Source organism: Lactococcus sp. SK2-659 (assembly GCF_020218185.2).
Lineage (GTDB): Bacteria > Bacillota > Bacilli > Lactobacillales > Streptococcaceae > Lactococcus > Lactococcus lactis.
In genome coordinates, this window is record NZ_JAIWQZ020000003.1 from 18,197 (window position 1) to 33,437 (window position 15,241).

Sequence of the window (15,241 nt, forward strand, 5' to 3'; positions counted from 1 at the left end):
ACTATGAAAATTGTTATTGTTGGAAGCTCCCACGCCGGAATTTGTGCTGGATTACGGGCGCTTGAAGAATACCCAGAAGCCGAAATTACACTTTATGATAAGCGTAATCAGGTTTCTTTTGTTTCTCAAGGAATTATTTCTTATCTGGCGGGTCAAAAATCTGTCCTTAATCAATCTAGTTATTCTTCGGTAGAAGAACTAAAAGCTGCTGGTTTAAACATGCAAATGGAAACGGTGGTTGAAGAGATTGATACCAAAAATAAACGGCTATTTTATCGGAGAGTCAATTCCAAAAAGAAGAAACTCGCTCTCTATGATAAATTGATTTTTGCTACGGGTTCTTATCCGGCAATGACCTCTGTTCCTTTTGATAAAAAAAGCAAACTTTACTTTTTAAAAAGTATGGATGATGCAATAAAAACAGATGAATTTCTGAAAACAGCCAAAAATATTGCAGTAATTGGTGGTGGAATGACCGGAGTTGAAGTTGCTCGGATTGCCCAAGAAAGAGGAATTCAGACAACACTCATTCATCGCAATAAAAATCTTTTAAACGATTATCTTGATGAACCAGCAAGTCATTTATTGGAAAGTTGGATGAATGCAGAGGGAACGCGTCTTCTATTAAATACAGAAGTGACAGAAATTGGGTTTGACGAAGAAAATACAATCATTCAAACAGCAAATGGTCAGAAAATTCCTGTTGATGGAGTAATCTTTACGATTGGTTTTCGGCCTAATTCTTATCTTCTGAATCAACAAGTTGAGTTAGGAGATAGCGGAGCGGTTATTGTTGATGAATACATGCAAACCTCTTGTCCAGATGTTTTTGCTGTCGGAGATGTTTCAACGACTTATGTTAATTTGTTGGAAAAAAGCTATTATCTGCCACATGCTTCGGATGCTGTTCGCGATGGTGAAATTGCGGCGATTAATTTACTTGCTCCTCGCAAAAAAATTAATAGTAGTCAGGGAACTTATCATGTTCCAATGAATAATTTAGTGATGGCTATGACTGGGATTACAATAAGACAGGCAGTTGATGCTGGTTATGATGCAGATGCGGTTCATTTACTAAATGAACACTTAGACGGACATTCACCAAGTAATATTTGGATGATTTATGAGAGACGTACTCATCAAATTCTTGGTTTACAATGTATTGGAAAAACGAGCGATATGGCAGAGTACGTCAATATTTTCTCACTTGCTATTCAACAAGAATTAAAAATTGAGGATATTGAGTTCACAGACTTTTATTTTGAACATGGTTACAAAGATCCTCGTGGTCTCAATCGCATATTAGCTCGACTAGTAAGGGAGAATGAAAGGTAGATTGTGTGGAAACGACTAATAAAGAGATAGTTTATTGTCAAAAAGTGCTTCACTTACTTGAGGATTTGCAGAAAGTTCAACAAAGCATTGAATCTTTTGCTGAACACTCTGATAAGCAAAAAATTCATACTCATCAAACTCTATCATTGATTTTAAAATTAGCAGTTCTTCTTATTATTTTAGGAGTAGGAATATTTTTAAAGTTGTCATTAGTTCTTTTGTTGGTGATTTCAGTTGTCTATTTATTCATTTTTTGTCTTTTGTTCAGATATGATTCCAAAAAATTTAAAGAAAAATTAGCTTTAGAGGGTGAAAGTTCTCTAAAAATGAAATCTTTAAATGCTGATTTGAACAAACTTAAAGAAGATGAAGAAAAAATTCAGACAGAATTAAATCATTTTCGACGAATTCCCACACAATTTAAAACAATAGAAGCTGTCAGTCATATGATTCGCTATATGAAACGTGGCGAAGCACAGACAGTAGAAGAAGCACTCTATTTTTGGGAAATGGATGAAGAAAATCGCTCAACTGGTAAATAGTTTTACTGACAGCTCTGTCAGTAACTATTAATTTTAAAATAAAATAACTGACAGTTTTGTCAGTTATTTTATTCTTAAAAAAGTATGAAAAGCAACATTTTTTTATGCTATAATGAGAAATGAAATTCTATTTGCTAAGGATAGAAAAAATAAGATAAAGGGTCAAAAAACATGGAAAATCTGTTTGAAAAATTGATGGAACAAATCAAAATGCCACCAAATTTGCGTCGTTCTAGCCAATTTGAGCATGCTGATATTGAAAATGTTGAAGTGCACACGGCAAGTAAGCTCTGGCACTTTCAGTTAATTTTTGATGAGATTTTACCAATTGATACATATAAATTACTGACAGAACTGACGGAAACTGCTTTTTCGACAATTGCTCGTACAGAAATTTCTGTCAGCAGTCGAAATCAAAATATTGATGAGCAAAATCTTAATGATTATTATCAATTTGCACTTACACTTCCAGAATTATGCGATTCTGCTTTTTCAAGTATTTTTAAGAAATATCATCTTGAAAAGGAAGAAGAAAAAATTCACTTAATGGTGGAAGATAATCCGCAAATGGATTTTTTTGTGGAAAAATATTTTCCAATTCTAGAGGAAAAATTTAAGTCTTTCGGTTTTGGAGAATTAAGAATAACCCCTCTAGTTGACCAGGAGCTGACAGAAACGCAAGCAGCTGCTCACGCTGAAAAAGTTGCGGCTCGCTTGGCGGCTCAAACTGCAGAACAAGCCCAAATTTCTGAAATCAAAAAACAACGTTCAGAAGAACGGGAAAGCAAAAATACCAGAGAAGCAAAACCAGAATTTGTGGAAACAGCACTTTCTGACGGTATTTTCTTTGGCCGAAAAATCAGCGGACAAAGTCCAATTACCAGCATGTCTTTTATTGCTGGAGAAGGTTTTGGCGTTATTTTTGAGGGGCTTGTTTTTGAAGCCGCACACCGTGAGTTTACGGGAAAAGAATCAGGCAAAGTCAACCATATTTTAGAATTAAAAATGGCTGATGAAACTTCAACTTTTATGATTTCAAAATGGGGGCGTAAGGATGAAGAAATTGCCCAATTTGATCAAATTGTCAATACTGTCAAAGCTATGAATGAAAAAATTATAGCTGACCGTACTGATGGAGAAGATAATTTTACTGACAGCTTATCTGATGCTCTTTGGTTGCGTGTACAAGGAAATATTGAACATGACAAATACAAAGATGATTTGGTGATGACCGCTAATGCGGTTGTGGAAATTAAACCTAAACCAACCATTGACCGTGTTGCTCTTCAAATCAAAGCTGTAAAATCAGATAAAATTCAATTAGGTCGCGAAATCAAAAATAATGAACCCGTCACTCCGATGCGTTCTGTCAGTGAATTTTCGACTAACGGACCAGTTGTTTTTGAAGGATATGTCTTTAAAGGCGAACTCCGTGAAATTAAATCACGTAAAACAGGAAATATTAGTTACCTTCTTGAATTTGAGATGACTGATTACACTTCAAGTTTTTATGTTCAGAAATGGCTACGTGGCGAAGAAGAAATTCAGCTAGCCAAACAAATTAAAGCGGGACTATGGTGTCGCGTCCGCGGGAATGTTCAACGGGACAATTTCAAAAATGATTTAGTCCTACAATTGACCGATTTGATTGAAATTCCGACACAAAATGTTCGTGAAGACAAATCAGATGAAAAACGTGTTGAATTTCACGCGCATACTAATATGAGTCAAATGGATGCCATTCCTTCTGCTTCTAGTTTGGTTGCTCAGGCTGCTAAATGGGGACATAAAGCTATTGCAATTACTGACCATGGTGGTTTGCAATCTTTCCCTGAGGCTCACTCGGCTGGAAAGAAGAATGGCATCAAGATTATCTATGGCGTCGAAGCCAATCTTGTTGAAGATAAAATTCCGATTGTTTACAATGAAACTGACGTTGATATGTATGAATCAACTTATGTTGTATTCGACGTAGAAACAACAGGACTTTCAGCAGTTCATAATGATTTGATTCAGATTGCGGCAACAAAAATGCACAAAGGAAATCCAATTGATGAATTTGATGAATTTATCAATCCAGGATATCGTTTGAGCGAATTTACAACAGAATTAACCGGAATTACAGATGACCATGTCAAAAATGCCAAACCATTATATGAAGTTCTAACAAAATTCCAAAAGTTTTGTGAAGGAACAATTCTTGTTGCCCACAATGCAACATTTGACGTGGGCTTCATGAATATGAATTATTCACGAAATGGTCTTCCGATTATCACGCAACCAGTGGTTGATACCCTTGAATTTGCCCGTAATCTCTACCCAGAAATGAAACGTTTTGGTTTGGGTCAATTGACTAAGAAATTCCAAATCGGACTTGAACATCACCATATGGCCAACTTTGATGCGGAAGCAACCGGACGTTTGCTCTTTGTATTTTTGGAAGAATTGCGTACTAGAAATACAGGATGGACAAGTCTTTTAGAACTTAATGACAAATTGGTCAGTGAAGATTCTTATAAAAAAGTTCGTCCAAAACACGTGACTTTATATGCTAAGACACAAGAAGGTTTAAAAAATCTCTTTAAAATTGTTAGTTTTGGGAATGTTAAATATTATGCTGGTCTTCCTCGGGTTCCACGTTCGGTTTTAGAAGCCAACCGCGAAGGATTGTTGGTCGGTTCGGCCTGCGAAATTGGTGAAGTTTTTGATGCAGCAATCAATAAAACATTTGAAGAAACGCTTGAAATCGCCAAGTTTTATGATTTTATCGAAGTATTTCCACCAGCTCTTTATCGTTCACTTGTTGTTGGTGGTTCTTTCAAATCAGAAAAAGAATTGGAACAAACGCTTAAAGATTTGATAAAAATTGGTAAGACTTTAGGCAAGCCAGTTCTGGCCACAGGTAATTTACATTATTTGAACCCAGAAGATGCTATTTATCGAGAAATTATTGTTCGCTCACTTGGTCTTGGAGCTGAAATTAACTGGACTCAAGGACATGGGGAACATGCCAAACCTCTTCCATTACCCGAAGCTCATTTTAGAACAACTGATGAAATGCTTGAAGCCTTTAGTTTTCTTGATGAGAAGACCGCGCGTGAAATTGTCATTGACAATACGCAAAAATTGGCCGATGAATTTGATGTATTGACTCCAGTTCGGGATGATTTATATACACCTAAGATGGTTTTTGATGGAGGAGAGACCTCCGAAGAACGGATTGTTCGCTTAACTTATGAAAAAGCACATGAGTGGTATGGTAATCCATTGCCAGATATTATTGACGCACGACTTGAAAAAGAACTTCGATCGATTTTAGGAAATGGTTTCTCAGTTGTTTATATTATTTCACAAGAACTTGTAAAACGTTCTAATGACCGAGGCTATATCGTTGGTTCACGGGGTTCTGTTGGTTCATCACTTGTTGCGACAATGATTGGGATTACCGAAGTAAATCCTTTGGCTCCACATTATCGTTGCCCAGAATGTCAATATTTTGAATGCTATGATGATGGATCTTTCGGTTCTGGTTATGACATGCCAGATAAAAATTGCCCTAAATGTGATCATAAACTCATCAAAGATGGGCATGATATTCCTTTTGAAACTTTCTTAGGTTTCAAGGGAGACAAAGTTCCCGATATCGATTTGAACTTCTCTGGGGATGATCAACCCCTTGCTCACTTGGACGTTCGAGATATCTTTGGTGAAGATTATGCCTTTCGAGCAGGAACAATTGGTACGGTTGCTGAAAAAACAGCCTTTGGTTTTGTCAAAGGATATGAACGTGATTATGATCAATTTTATGGAAATGCAGAAATTGACCGCTTAGCTGCTGGCTCAACTGGTGTTAAACGAACAACAGGACAGCACCCAGGTGGGATTATCGTTATTCCAAATTATATGGATGTTTATGATTTTTCTCCTGTTCAATTTCCGGCCGATGATGTTAATGCCGAATGGCAAACGACTCACTTTGACTTCCATGCGATTCATGACAATATCTTAAAACTTGACATCCTTGGACATGATGACCCCACGATGATTCGAAAATTACAAAGTCTCTCTGGTATTGTTCCTCAAGATATTCCAATGGATGACCCAGGAGTGATGAAGCTTTTCACTGGGACAGAATCTTTGGGCTTGACCGAAGAACAGTTAGGGGTAAAATTAGGAACTTTGGGAATCCCTGAAATGGGAACTTTCACCTCGATGAACATGATTGCCGAAGCCAAACCTAAAAACTTCGCAGATCTACTCCAAATTTCTGGACTTTCACACGGGACGGACGTTTGGTCAGGAAATGCTCAAGATTTAATTCGTTCAGGGATTGCCGACTTATCAAGCGTTATTGGCTGTCGGGATGATATCATGGTTTATCTTATTCATAAGGGGCTAGAAAACGGTCTTGCTTTTACAATTATGGAACGGGTGCGTAAGGGAATGTGGAATAAAATTCCCGCCGAAGAACGTGAAAAATATGTAGAAGCTATGCGAGAACATGATGTTCCTGAATGGTACATTGAGTCTTGTTCAAAGATTAAATACATGTTCCCTAAAGCCCATGCGGCAGCCTATATTATGATGGCTTTACGGGTAGCTTATTTCAAAGTTCATCATCCAATATTGTATTATTGTGCATGGTTCTCTATTAGAGCAACTGCCTTTGATATTGGGGTAATGGGAGCAGGTCTTGAAGCAGTCAAAGCCAAAATGAAAGAAATTAAAGATAAAGGTTTTGATGCAACAAATGTTGAAACTAACCTTTATACGACTTTAGAGCTTTGTAATGAAATGTTAGAGCGTGGTTTTACTTTTGGTAAAATTGACCTTTATCGCTCAGAGGCTACTGAGTTTGTTATTGATGGTGATACTTTAATTCCGCCATTTGTAACAATGGACGGATTAGGTGAAAACGTAGCAAAACAAATCGTTGCAGCGCGTGCTGAAGGTGAATTTTTAAGTAAAATGGAACTTCGTAAGCGTGGTGGTGTTTCACAAACAATTATTGAAAACATGACCAATATGGGTGTTCTTGAAGGAATGCCTGATGATAATCAATTAAGTCTATTTGATGATTTCTTTTGATAAATCTAATATTAAAAATAGAGAAAAGGAGGCTTTAAGCCTCCTTTTTTTTATTATTAATAAAAATAAAAAAATTTTTTCCGAGATTTCGGAAAAGGCCTTTTTGGGTATTTTGATTTGATATAATCAGTTTAGAAAACAAGAAATGATTCATGAATCATGAGTGTCGCTCACTCAGAATGATATAAGGAGGATTAAAAATCTTGGAAGAAAAAACTTCGCTATAACAGCGATGCAAACTCTCTACTGACTTGCATCGCATTTCAAAAAGGAGAGCAAAATTATGTCAAATTTTAAAAAAATCTGATCCTTTCAAGTCTAGCAATTCTACTTGTGCGGGTGGAGGTTTTGGACTTGGCCAATCTATACACAATAATATTTCATCGCAAAAAGTTGAAGCAAAGAATATAAGTCAAAGAATATAAGTCAAAGAATAAGTTATTCTGGCGATATTGATTTGATGGCTGTAAGTCAACCGGCTAAGCCGGTAACAGCTACTGGTCAGATTTGTCAAACCTTTATTAATCGCTTTAATAATGATATTGTTTTAGATTCAAAAACTGGTCAATTTGTGATTAATCAAAAATTATTACCAGTAAATGCAACAAATATTGAATTAGGGACACTCAATACATTAGTTGCACAATCTAATTCTCAGTTGAAACAAATCGTGCAAAAATCTCCAAAATCTCATACTGTCCAAGTTGGAAATTCTGTTGTTGTGGCTAATAGTATCACAGATGCTCAACGGGCTTCTCAACAAAACGATTTAACGACTACATCGAGCTATCATTATGGTTCAACTTACCTGCACGTTTACTGGTATGGATTTAGAATAGGGCTGAATAGGTCAGATGTCCAATTGGCTGTGGGAGCAGGCTTGGTTATTGCTGGGGTTTATGTTCCTGTTAGAGCTGCACAAGCAGCTTTAGGAGTTCTTGGACTAACTGTAGGTAGATTTATACCAGGTGGTGTTGTCTTTAATTCATCACCACAGTTTGCACCACTTATGGGGTCTAGAGCAGTAGTATGGGGTACAATGGCAATGAAAATAAATGGCTACAAAATTATAATGACTTCTATGGTAGTCGTAGCGGTTATTTTGCAAATATTTTTTCACTTAAATCCTATTGCCAGCATCATAATCAAAGTGCTTCTCGGAGTTGTGATTTTTAGTGCAATTAGTAGAATCATTTTAGATAATAAAAATAAAGATAAATAAGGATGATAAATAATTTAATAAAAATAATAGGTGTTTCATCTTTCTTATTGCTTTTGACACTGATACTGTTGATTATAGGTCTCGTAATGTTTATTCGTTTAAAAAAGGATAAAAGAGGGAGTTGAGGTCGGTTTGGTATCGGAAAAAGGTATAAAACATTTGATTTTAATAAGAGGTTAAAGGTTGAATTATGATAATCCTAAGAAATAAAAGTCGAAAGATTTTCGGCTTTTTTGTTACATTAACTGATTATTTGCGTATAGTCTAGTATGATACCAAAAATGGCAAAAGAATTAATTCAAAGAGCAATTGATAGAGGTGCATCAGATATTTATCTGATTGCTTCAAAAGAAAAGTATAAACTTTATTTTCGACAAATGACAGCGCGTGTTCTGATAGAAGAAATTGGGTTAGAAGTTGGCTTAGCACTACTTACTCACTTTAAGTTTCTAGCTGGGATGAATACAGGAGAACGCAGACGAGTTCAATTGGGAGCTTGTTGGTATGAAATAGAGGAAAGTAATGCAAAACGTTTGCGTCTTTCAACAGTGGGGGATTTCGAGGGTAATGAATCCTTAGTAATACGTCTCTTGCATGATCAAAACAAAGAACTTGATTTTTGGTTTGATGAAGAGCTAGAGAATTATGATTGTAAAAGAGGATTGCATCTCTTTGCCGGTCCAGTAGGCTCGGGCAAAACATCTTTAATGTTTGATTTAGCTCGTCGTCATTTTACAGATTTACAAGTTATCACTATTGAAGAACCCGTTGAGTTGATTGATTCCGATTTTATTCAGTTACAAGTCAACGAAGTCATTGGTAATAGTTATGATGAATTAATTAAATTATCACTGAGGCATCGCCCAGATTTGTTAATCGTTGGTGAAATTCGTGATAAATTGACCGCTCAAGCAGTTTTACGGGCTAGTTTGACAGGTTATACAGTGTTTTCAACCGTTCATGCCGCTTCTGTTAGAGGTGTCATTCAGAGATTATCAGAGCTGGGTTTAAGTCATTGGGAAATAAAAAATGCTTTATCAAGTGTTGTTTATCAGCGTTTAATAGCTGGGAAAGGAGTATTAGACATTGCCAAAAACGAATTTGAGTCTTGGTCATCAGAAAATTGGAATAAAAAAATTGATCAGCTACTTACAAATGGATATCTCACACCTACTGAAGCCAAGAGGGAAAAAATTAAGACTGATTAAACAAGCCAAACTTATCCAACTGATGGGAAATCTTTTGAATAGTGGATTTAATTTAGGAGAAGTGATAAATTTCTTATCTTTATCAAAACTTGTGGAAAAAGAATTTACATTGAAAATGAAAGAAGGTCTCGCTTCTGGTCAAGCTTTATCAGAGCTTTTAGAAAGTCTTTCATTTTCTAAAAATGTGGTGACACAACTTGCTTTGGTAGAAGTGCATGGTAACTTGTCAGGGACGATGCAATTGGTTGAACTTCATCTAAAAAAACAGCTTAAAGTTAAAAATAAATTAGTGGAAGTTGCTACTTATCCAATATTGTTATTAATTTTTCTGGTTGGAATTATGTGGGGCTTAAAAAATTATTTACTACCACAACTCAATAGTGGCAGTAACTTTGCTACTCTATTGATTAATCATTTACCCTTAGTATTTTTTTCGTTTGGAGCTTTTATATTTTTACTGACAGCTTTGTCAGTAACTCTTTTTAAACGAAAATCAGCAATAATGAATTTTACATTTCTTGTTAAATTACCTCTGGTTCATTCTTTTATCCGTTTATATTTAACAGCTTACTTTGCAAGAGAATGGGGAAATCTAATTGCTCAAGGTGTCGAATTACGTCAAATTATTAACTTGATGAAAAAACAAAAAAGTCGAATTTTTTCAGAAGTTGGCAAGAATCTTGATTTAGAATTGAATGCTGGTCGGTCTTTTGAACAAGCTGTCAGTAAACTTGCGCTTTTTTTACCCGAGCTCTCATTAATGATTGAATATGGAGCTATTAAAGATAAATTAGGCTTAGAGCTTTCGCTTTATGCGGATGAATGTTGGGAACAATTTTTTACAAAGATAGATCGTTTAATGCAATTAATCCAACCTCTTGTTTTTATTTTTGTAGCATTGATGATTATTTTGCTATATGCAGCCATGTTACTCCCCATCTATTCAAATATGGGTTCGGGAATATAGAAAGGATGAAAAAATGGAAAGAACAAAGAAGTTTATTTTAAAGAAAATACAAAAAATATTTTTATTCGTTAAAATTTGTGAAAAAAAATACCGTCAGAAAGAGCTAAAAGCTTTTACTTTGATAGAGATGTTAATTGTACTAGCTATTATTAGTATTTTGATATTACTATTTGTTCCAAATTTAATTAAAGAAAAATCACAAGTTCAAAAAACTGGAGAAGCGGCAGTTGTGAAAGTAGTAGAAAATCAAGCCCAACTTTATGAATTAGATCATGATGATGAGAAGCCGACTCTGTCAGAATTGCTCAGCGCTGGGATGATTACTCAAAAACAAATTTCTGCTTACGATAATTACTATGATCAGAATAAAAATGAAGAACGAAATTTTAATGACTAGAGCATTTACTTTACTAGAGTCTCTTCTAGTTTTGTTGATTATTTCTTTTATCACAACTCTTTTTTCTTCAGAAATAATACAAACAGTCCATCTTTTTAAGGGAGAATTGTTTGTTCTTCAATTTGAAAATTTCTATAAAAGGAGTCAAGAAGAGGCTGCACTGCTTCAAAAATCTGAAAGTTTAGTTGCTAAAAATCAAGAATTAATCTGTGAAGATAGAAGTATCACAATTCCAAAGGAGGTAGCAGTTAAAGATTTTACAGTTAAATTTGATGATAAGGGAGAGAATTCTAGCTTACAAAAACTCACAATTTTTTTACCTTACGAAAAAAAGTTCATCACTTATCAATTGGAGATAGGCAGTGGAAAATTTAAAAAGAAAATCAGTTAAGGCATATTTGCTTTTGGAAAGTTTAATTAGTATAGCTCTACTCGCTTTTCTAGTCAGCTTTATCTTAAGTTCTCTTGTGCAAGTAAGACAAAAAGATACGGAAGAAAATCAAAAGATTGAAGCTTTAAACGTGGCACAAATGGCGATTGAAAGTCACTTAACAGAATTATCAATCAACGGTTCAGATATAAAGATAAAAGAAAACCAAAATTTACTGATTATTAGTAATCATGGAAAGGAAATTATGCGACTTGAACTTCAAAGTTAAAGCATTTACCTTGTTGGAGTGTTTGGTGGCACTTCTTGCAATTTCTGGTTCAGTCCTTGTTATCTCAGGTTTAACAAAGATGTTGAAAGAACAAGTGGAGATTAGTCAAAGTGATAGCATAAAAGATTGGCAAATTTTCTGTCAGCAAATGCGTTTTGAACTCTCAGGAACAAAATTAGATAGGGTAGAACAGAATTTTCTGTATGTAACTAAAGATAAAAAACTAAGGTTTGGTTTTATGAGTGATGATTTCCGGAAGACTGATGACAAAGGTCAGGGTTATCAGCCAATGCTTTATGATATAAAAGCGGCTAAGATTCAAGCTACTAAAAATTTAATAACCATAAGAATTGATTTTAATCAAGGAGGTGAAAGAACATTTATCTATCAATTTCCAGAAGATACGTAAGAGGAGGAATACTTCTATATACGCTAGTCTTATTATTGATGTTTTCAATGTTTCTTCAGTTCTATTTGGAAAGGCAAATAGATGATGCTCGACAATTAAGAAGTGAAAAGGAGCAGTTAACAGCTGAATTAATGGTGTCAGTAGCTTTAAAGACTGATTTAAAATCTCAAGGTCAAATTCATTTTGATTCAGGGGATTTGTCCTACAATTTACTGACAGACTCGTCAGCTAGTTCAAAAATTACTGACCATTCAAGTGATGAAAATACCTATCAATTTAGTATCCATCTAAAAGATGGCACAAGCTTTCAAATAAAAAATTAAAAAAATAACGTTAACTGGTTGACATTATTTTTTCTTTGCTATATAATTAACCAGTAAACTAATTATGGAGGACGAAATACGATGAGTTTAGCAAATCAAATCGACCAGTTTCTTGGGACAATCATGCAATTTGCAGAAAATAAGCATGAAATATTACTTGGTAAGTGTGAAAGTGATGTGAAACTAACGAGCACACAAGAACATATTTTAATGCTTTTGGCAGAACAAATATCGACAAATGCTAAAATTGCCGAAAAACTAAAGATTTCTCCAGCAGCAGTAACTAAAGCTCTAAAGAAATTACAAGGGCAAGAACTAATTAAATCAAGTCGAGCCACAAATGACGAACGCGTGGTCCTTTGGAGCTTGACTGAAAAAGCGGTTCCGGTTGCTAAGGAGCATGCTACTCATCACGAGAAAACTCTGAGTACTTACCAGGAATTAGGGAACAAATTTACTGACGAAGAACAAGAAGTGATAAGTAAATTCTTATCAGCACTTACGGAGGAATTTCAATGAAAAAGATATTGATGTTACTTGCTATTCCAGCAGTTTTACTCTTGGCAGGTTGTCAAAAATCAGCCAGTAAGCCAGAAGTTGTCACGACTTTTGAGCCAATGTATGAGTTTACGAAGGCAATTGTTGGTGACAAAGTCGATGTCGAAAATATCGTCCCTGCTAATCAGGAAGTTCATGAATTTGAACCAAGTGCAAAGCAAGTTGCGACAATGACAAATGCTGAAGCTATTGTTTACAATTCTAATGATCTTGAAAAATGGGCCAAAAAAGTAAATAATAAAGGGATTAAAATCGAAGCCAGCAAGGATGTTGATAAGATATCTGGTGACCCTCATACTTGGATTAGTCCAAAGCAAGCAATTATTGAAGTTAATACCATTGCCTCTGAGCTTGGGAAAAAATTCCCAGATGATAAAGCAACTTTTGAAAAAAATGCAGCGAGTTATGTCGCTAAATTGAAGAAGCTAGACAGTGAATTTGATACTTTGAAAGATGCTAAACAAAAAACATTTATTACACAACATGAAGCTTTTGCTTATCTAAGTCGTGATTATGGTTTGAAAGAAATTGCGATTGCTGGATTGGATCCAGAAGTAGAACCTTCAGCATCAACGCTAGCTAATTTAAAAGTTGAAATGGAAAAAGCAGGACTAAAAAATGTTTATTTTGAAGGAAATGCTAACAGTAAAATTGCTGAGACTTTAGCAAAATCAGTAGGGGCGAACCTTATTGGTATCAATACTGTTGAAGGATTATCTGACGAGCAGAAAAAAAATGGTGACAATTATCTCACACTGATGCAAGATAATTTGACTGCTTTAAAGAAAACTATCAAGTGAGTTTAAGGAAAAATTAAGATGAAGGATTTATAATGAATTTCTTCCAAAAAATCTTTTCATAAAACTCCTTGAAACTCTCGTTCTCATGAACGGGAGTTTCGTGTTTTTGAAATAAAAATAGATTAGTAAGAAAAACATCGAAATAAGAATTACTATTAGAGATATAAAGAGAAAAAATGAGATATATCAATGTTGAAAACTTGACTTTCTATTATGATAGAGAGCCAGTTTTAGAAAATATCAGCTATCATGTTGATTCCGGTGAATTTGTCACATTAACAGGTGAGAATGGTGCTGCCAAATCAACTCTTATAAAAACAACTTTGGGAATTTTAAAACCTAAAAAAGGTAAAATAAAAATTTCTCCCAAAAATAACCGAGGAGAAAAATTAAGAATTGCTTATCTTCCTCAGCAAGTTGCAAGTTTTAATGCTGGTTTTCCAAGTTCGGTTCATGAATTTGTTATGAGCGGACGCTATCCGAGACAAGGTTGGTTTAAAAAAATGACAGCTCACGACTCAGAACACGTTAAGGCAGCCCTTGACTCAGTAGGAATGTGGGACTACAGAAATAAGCGAATTGGTGAACTTTCTGGAGGGCAAAAGCAAAGAATTGCTATTGCAAGAATGTTTGCTAGTGATCCTGACTTATTTATTCTTGATGAGCCAACAACAGGAATGGATGATGTATCAAGTAGTGACTTTTATGAATTGATGCACCATGCGGCTCATAAACATGGAAAATCTGTTTTAATGGTCACTCATGATCCGGAAGAAGTGAAAGATTATGCTGACCGAAATATCCATTTATTGAAAGATAAAAATGGGAAATTTGCTTGCTTTGATTTGCATACAGAGCGCGATAGAGTAGCTCAAGAAAACCAACAAGAATTAAAGGAGGAAGCTGATGTTTGAATTATTTCAGTATGATTTTATGCGAAACGCTCTTTTAGCAGCAACCGCTATTTCAATATTTTCTCCTTTGCTTGGTGTATTTCTTGTACTACGTAGACAGAGTTTAATGTCAGATACATTATCACATGTATCATTAGCCGGTGTCGCTTTTGGGGTTCTCTTAAGTTGGAATCCAACGATTACAACTTTAATTACAGTTGTAATTGCGGCTGTTTTTCTAGAGTATTTAAGAACAATTTATCATAACTATATGGAAATTGCGACGGCCATTTTGATGTCAGCAGGACTTGCCATTGCCCTTTTGATTTTGAATTCCTCAAAAGGAGCAACAAGTGTTAGTTTGGAGCAATATTTATTTGGCTCAATTATCACAATTTCCTTATCGCAAGTGATTATGCTTTTTGTTTTAGCAGCAGTTGTTTTACTTGGATTTATTTTCTTTTTACGTCCGCTTTACGTGATGACTTTTGATGAAGATACAGCTTTTGTTGATGGACTTCCTGTTCGATGGATTTCGATTGCTTTTAATATTGTCACGGGGGTTGCTATTGCCTTGATGATTCCTGCAGCGGGGGCTTTACTTGTTTCGGCAATTATGGTTTTACCTGCTTCAATTGCGATGCGTCTAGGCAAATCTTTTAAAGCTGTGTTGTTTATCTCGGTTATTGTAAGTTTTATTGGTTTAAATGCTGGCTTGATTGCCTCTTACTATATGGATGCTCCAGCATCTGCCGCAATTACTTTAATTTTCATCGTCCTTTTCTTGGTAACTTCAAGTTTAAAACGATTGATTCGAGCCTAAGAAATAAATAAAAAGAA

15 protein-coding genes are annotated in these 15,241 nt (G+C 35.1%); all 15 read left to right on the forward strand.

Translation table 11 applies throughout. The annotated features are described in order from the left end of the window. Positions 1–3: 3 nt before the first annotated feature. The 15 genes from LDP15_RS10080 (at position 4) to LDP15_RS10150 (ending at position 15,224) form a co-directional block, all read left to right on the forward strand. Positions 4–1,335, forward strand: a complete 1,332-nt coding sequence (locus tag LDP15_RS10080) for an FAD/NAD(P)-binding oxidoreductase (protein WP_225513489.1) — start codon at positions 4–6, stop codon at positions 1,333–1,335. Positions 1,336–1,340: 5 nt separating this feature from the next. Continuing rightward, positions 1,341–1,877 (forward strand): hypothetical protein, encoded by a 537-nt coding sequence (locus LDP15_RS10085; RefSeq protein ID WP_015427170.1) that lies wholly within the window; start codon positions 1,341–1,343, stop codon positions 1,875–1,877. A 171-nt stretch (positions 1,878–2,048) separates the two neighbouring features. Beyond that, a complete protein-coding gene (locus LDP15_RS10090) occupies positions 2,049–6,965 on the forward strand; it encodes a PolC-type DNA polymerase III (RefSeq protein WP_015427169.1) in 4,917 nt (1,638 codons plus the stop codon). Between the two features lie 460 nt (positions 6,966–7,425). Then, positions 7,426–8,187, forward strand: coding sequence for a hypothetical protein (locus LDP15_RS10095; RefSeq protein WP_373442488.1), 762 nt, complete (start codon positions 7,426–7,428; stop codon positions 8,185–8,187). Between the two features lie 269 nt (positions 8,188–8,456). Then, complete coding sequence (gene comGA, locus LDP15_RS10100; RefSeq protein WP_015427168.1) at positions 8,457–9,395, forward strand: competence type IV pilus ATPase ComGA; 939 nt, start codon at positions 8,457–8,459, stop codon at positions 9,393–9,395. After that, positions 9,289–10,362 (forward strand): competence type IV pilus assembly protein ComGB, encoded by a 1,074-nt coding sequence (gene comGB, locus LDP15_RS10105; RefSeq protein ID WP_080619357.1) that lies wholly within the window; start codon positions 9,289–9,291, stop codon positions 10,360–10,362. The genes comGA and comGB overlap by 107 nt, the downstream gene beginning before the upstream one ends. A 13-nt stretch (positions 10,363–10,375) precedes the next feature. Further along, positions 10,376–10,759, forward strand: coding sequence for a competence type IV pilus major pilin ComGC (gene comGC / locus LDP15_RS10110; protein ID WP_015427166.1), 384 nt, complete (start codon positions 10,376–10,378; stop codon positions 10,757–10,759). Then, positions 10,719–11,150, forward strand: a complete 432-nt coding sequence (gene comGD / locus LDP15_RS10115; RefSeq protein ID WP_015427165.1) for a competence type IV pilus minor pilin ComGD — start codon at positions 10,719–10,721, stop codon at positions 11,148–11,150. Before comGC ends, comGD begins: the two co-directional genes overlap by 41 nt. After that, positions 11,122–11,418, forward strand: a complete 297-nt coding sequence (gene comGE, locus LDP15_RS10120; protein WP_015427164.1) for a competence type IV pilus minor pilin ComGE — start codon at positions 11,122–11,124, stop codon at positions 11,416–11,418. Before comGD ends, comGE begins: the two co-directional genes overlap by 29 nt. Continuing rightward, on the forward strand, positions 11,381–11,827 hold the full coding sequence (gene comGF / locus LDP15_RS10125) for a competence type IV pilus minor pilin ComGF (RefSeq protein ID WP_042230641.1): 447 nt from the start codon (positions 11,381–11,383) through the stop codon (positions 11,825–11,827). The genes comGE and comGF overlap by 38 nt, the downstream gene beginning before the upstream one ends. A gap of 38 nt (positions 11,828–11,865) precedes the next feature. After that, on the forward strand, positions 11,866–12,150 hold the full coding sequence (gene comGG, locus LDP15_RS10130) for a competence type IV pilus minor pilin ComGG (RefSeq protein ID WP_015427162.1): 285 nt from the start codon (positions 11,866–11,868) through the stop codon (positions 12,148–12,150). An 81-nt stretch (positions 12,151–12,231) separates the two neighbouring features. Continuing rightward, positions 12,232–12,669, forward strand: coding sequence for a zinc-dependent MarR family transcriptional regulator (locus LDP15_RS10135; RefSeq protein ID WP_136122555.1), 438 nt, complete (start codon positions 12,232–12,234; stop codon positions 12,667–12,669). Continuing rightward, the gene (locus LDP15_RS10140; protein WP_015427160.1) at positions 12,666–13,508 is read left to right on the forward strand and encodes a metal ABC transporter substrate-binding protein; all 843 of its coding nucleotides are present in this window, start codon (positions 12,666–12,668) and stop codon (positions 13,506–13,508) included. The genes LDP15_RS10135 and LDP15_RS10140 overlap by 4 nt, the downstream gene beginning before the upstream one ends. 176 nt (positions 13,509–13,684) lie before the next feature. Then, positions 13,685–14,422: a metal ABC transporter ATP-binding protein gene (locus LDP15_RS10145; protein WP_225513491.1), complete on the forward strand. Its 738-nt coding sequence runs from the start codon at positions 13,685–13,687 to the stop codon at positions 14,420–14,422. Further along, positions 14,415–15,224, forward strand: coding sequence for a metal ABC transporter permease (locus tag LDP15_RS10150; protein ID WP_015427158.1), 810 nt, complete (start codon positions 14,415–14,417; stop codon positions 15,222–15,224). The genes LDP15_RS10145 and LDP15_RS10150 overlap by 8 nt, the downstream gene beginning before the upstream one ends. Positions 15,225–15,241 lie beyond the last annotated feature (17 nt).

What these genes read in the sequence shown, in the direction of transcription:
- LDP15_RS10080 (WP_225513489.1), top strand. Translation starts at nt 4, where the DNA reads ATGAAAATTGTTATTGTTGGAAGCTCCCACGCCGGAATTTGTGCTGGA.
- LDP15_RS10090 (WP_015427169.1), top strand. Translation starts at nt 2,049, where the DNA reads ATGGAAAATCTGTTTGAAAAATTGATGGAACAAATCAAAATGCCACCA.
- LDP15_RS10095 (WP_373442488.1), top strand. Translation starts at nt 7,426, where the DNA reads ATGGCTGTAAGTCAACCGGCTAAGCCGGTAACAGCTACTGGTCAGATT.
- comGA (WP_015427168.1), top strand. Translation starts at nt 8,457, where the DNA reads ATGATACCAAAAATGGCAAAAGAATTAATTCAAAGAGCAATTGATAGA.
- comGC (WP_015427166.1), top strand. Translation starts at nt 10,376, where the DNA reads ATGGAAAGAACAAAGAAGTTTATTTTAAAGAAAATACAAAAAATATTT.
- comGD (WP_015427165.1), top strand. Translation starts at nt 10,719, where the DNA reads ATGATCAGAATAAAAATGAAGAACGAAATTTTAATGACTAGAGCATTT.
- comGF (WP_042230641.1), top strand. Translation starts at nt 11,381, where the DNA reads ATGGAAAGGAAATTATGCGACTTGAACTTCAAAGTTAAAGCATTTACC.
- comGG (WP_015427162.1), top strand. Translation starts at nt 11,866, where the DNA reads ATGTTTTCAATGTTTCTTCAGTTCTATTTGGAAAGGCAAATAGATGAT.
- LDP15_RS10135 (WP_136122555.1), top strand. Translation starts at nt 12,232, where the DNA reads ATGAGTTTAGCAAATCAAATCGACCAGTTTCTTGGGACAATCATGCAA.
- LDP15_RS10140 (WP_015427160.1), top strand. Translation starts at nt 12,666, where the DNA reads ATGAAAAAGATATTGATGTTACTTGCTATTCCAGCAGTTTTACTCTTG.
- LDP15_RS10145 (WP_225513491.1), top strand. Translation starts at nt 13,685, where the DNA reads ATGAGATATATCAATGTTGAAAACTTGACTTTCTATTATGATAGAGAG.
- LDP15_RS10150 (WP_015427158.1), top strand. Translation starts at nt 14,415, where the DNA reads ATGTTTGAATTATTTCAGTATGATTTTATGCGAAACGCTCTTTTAGCA.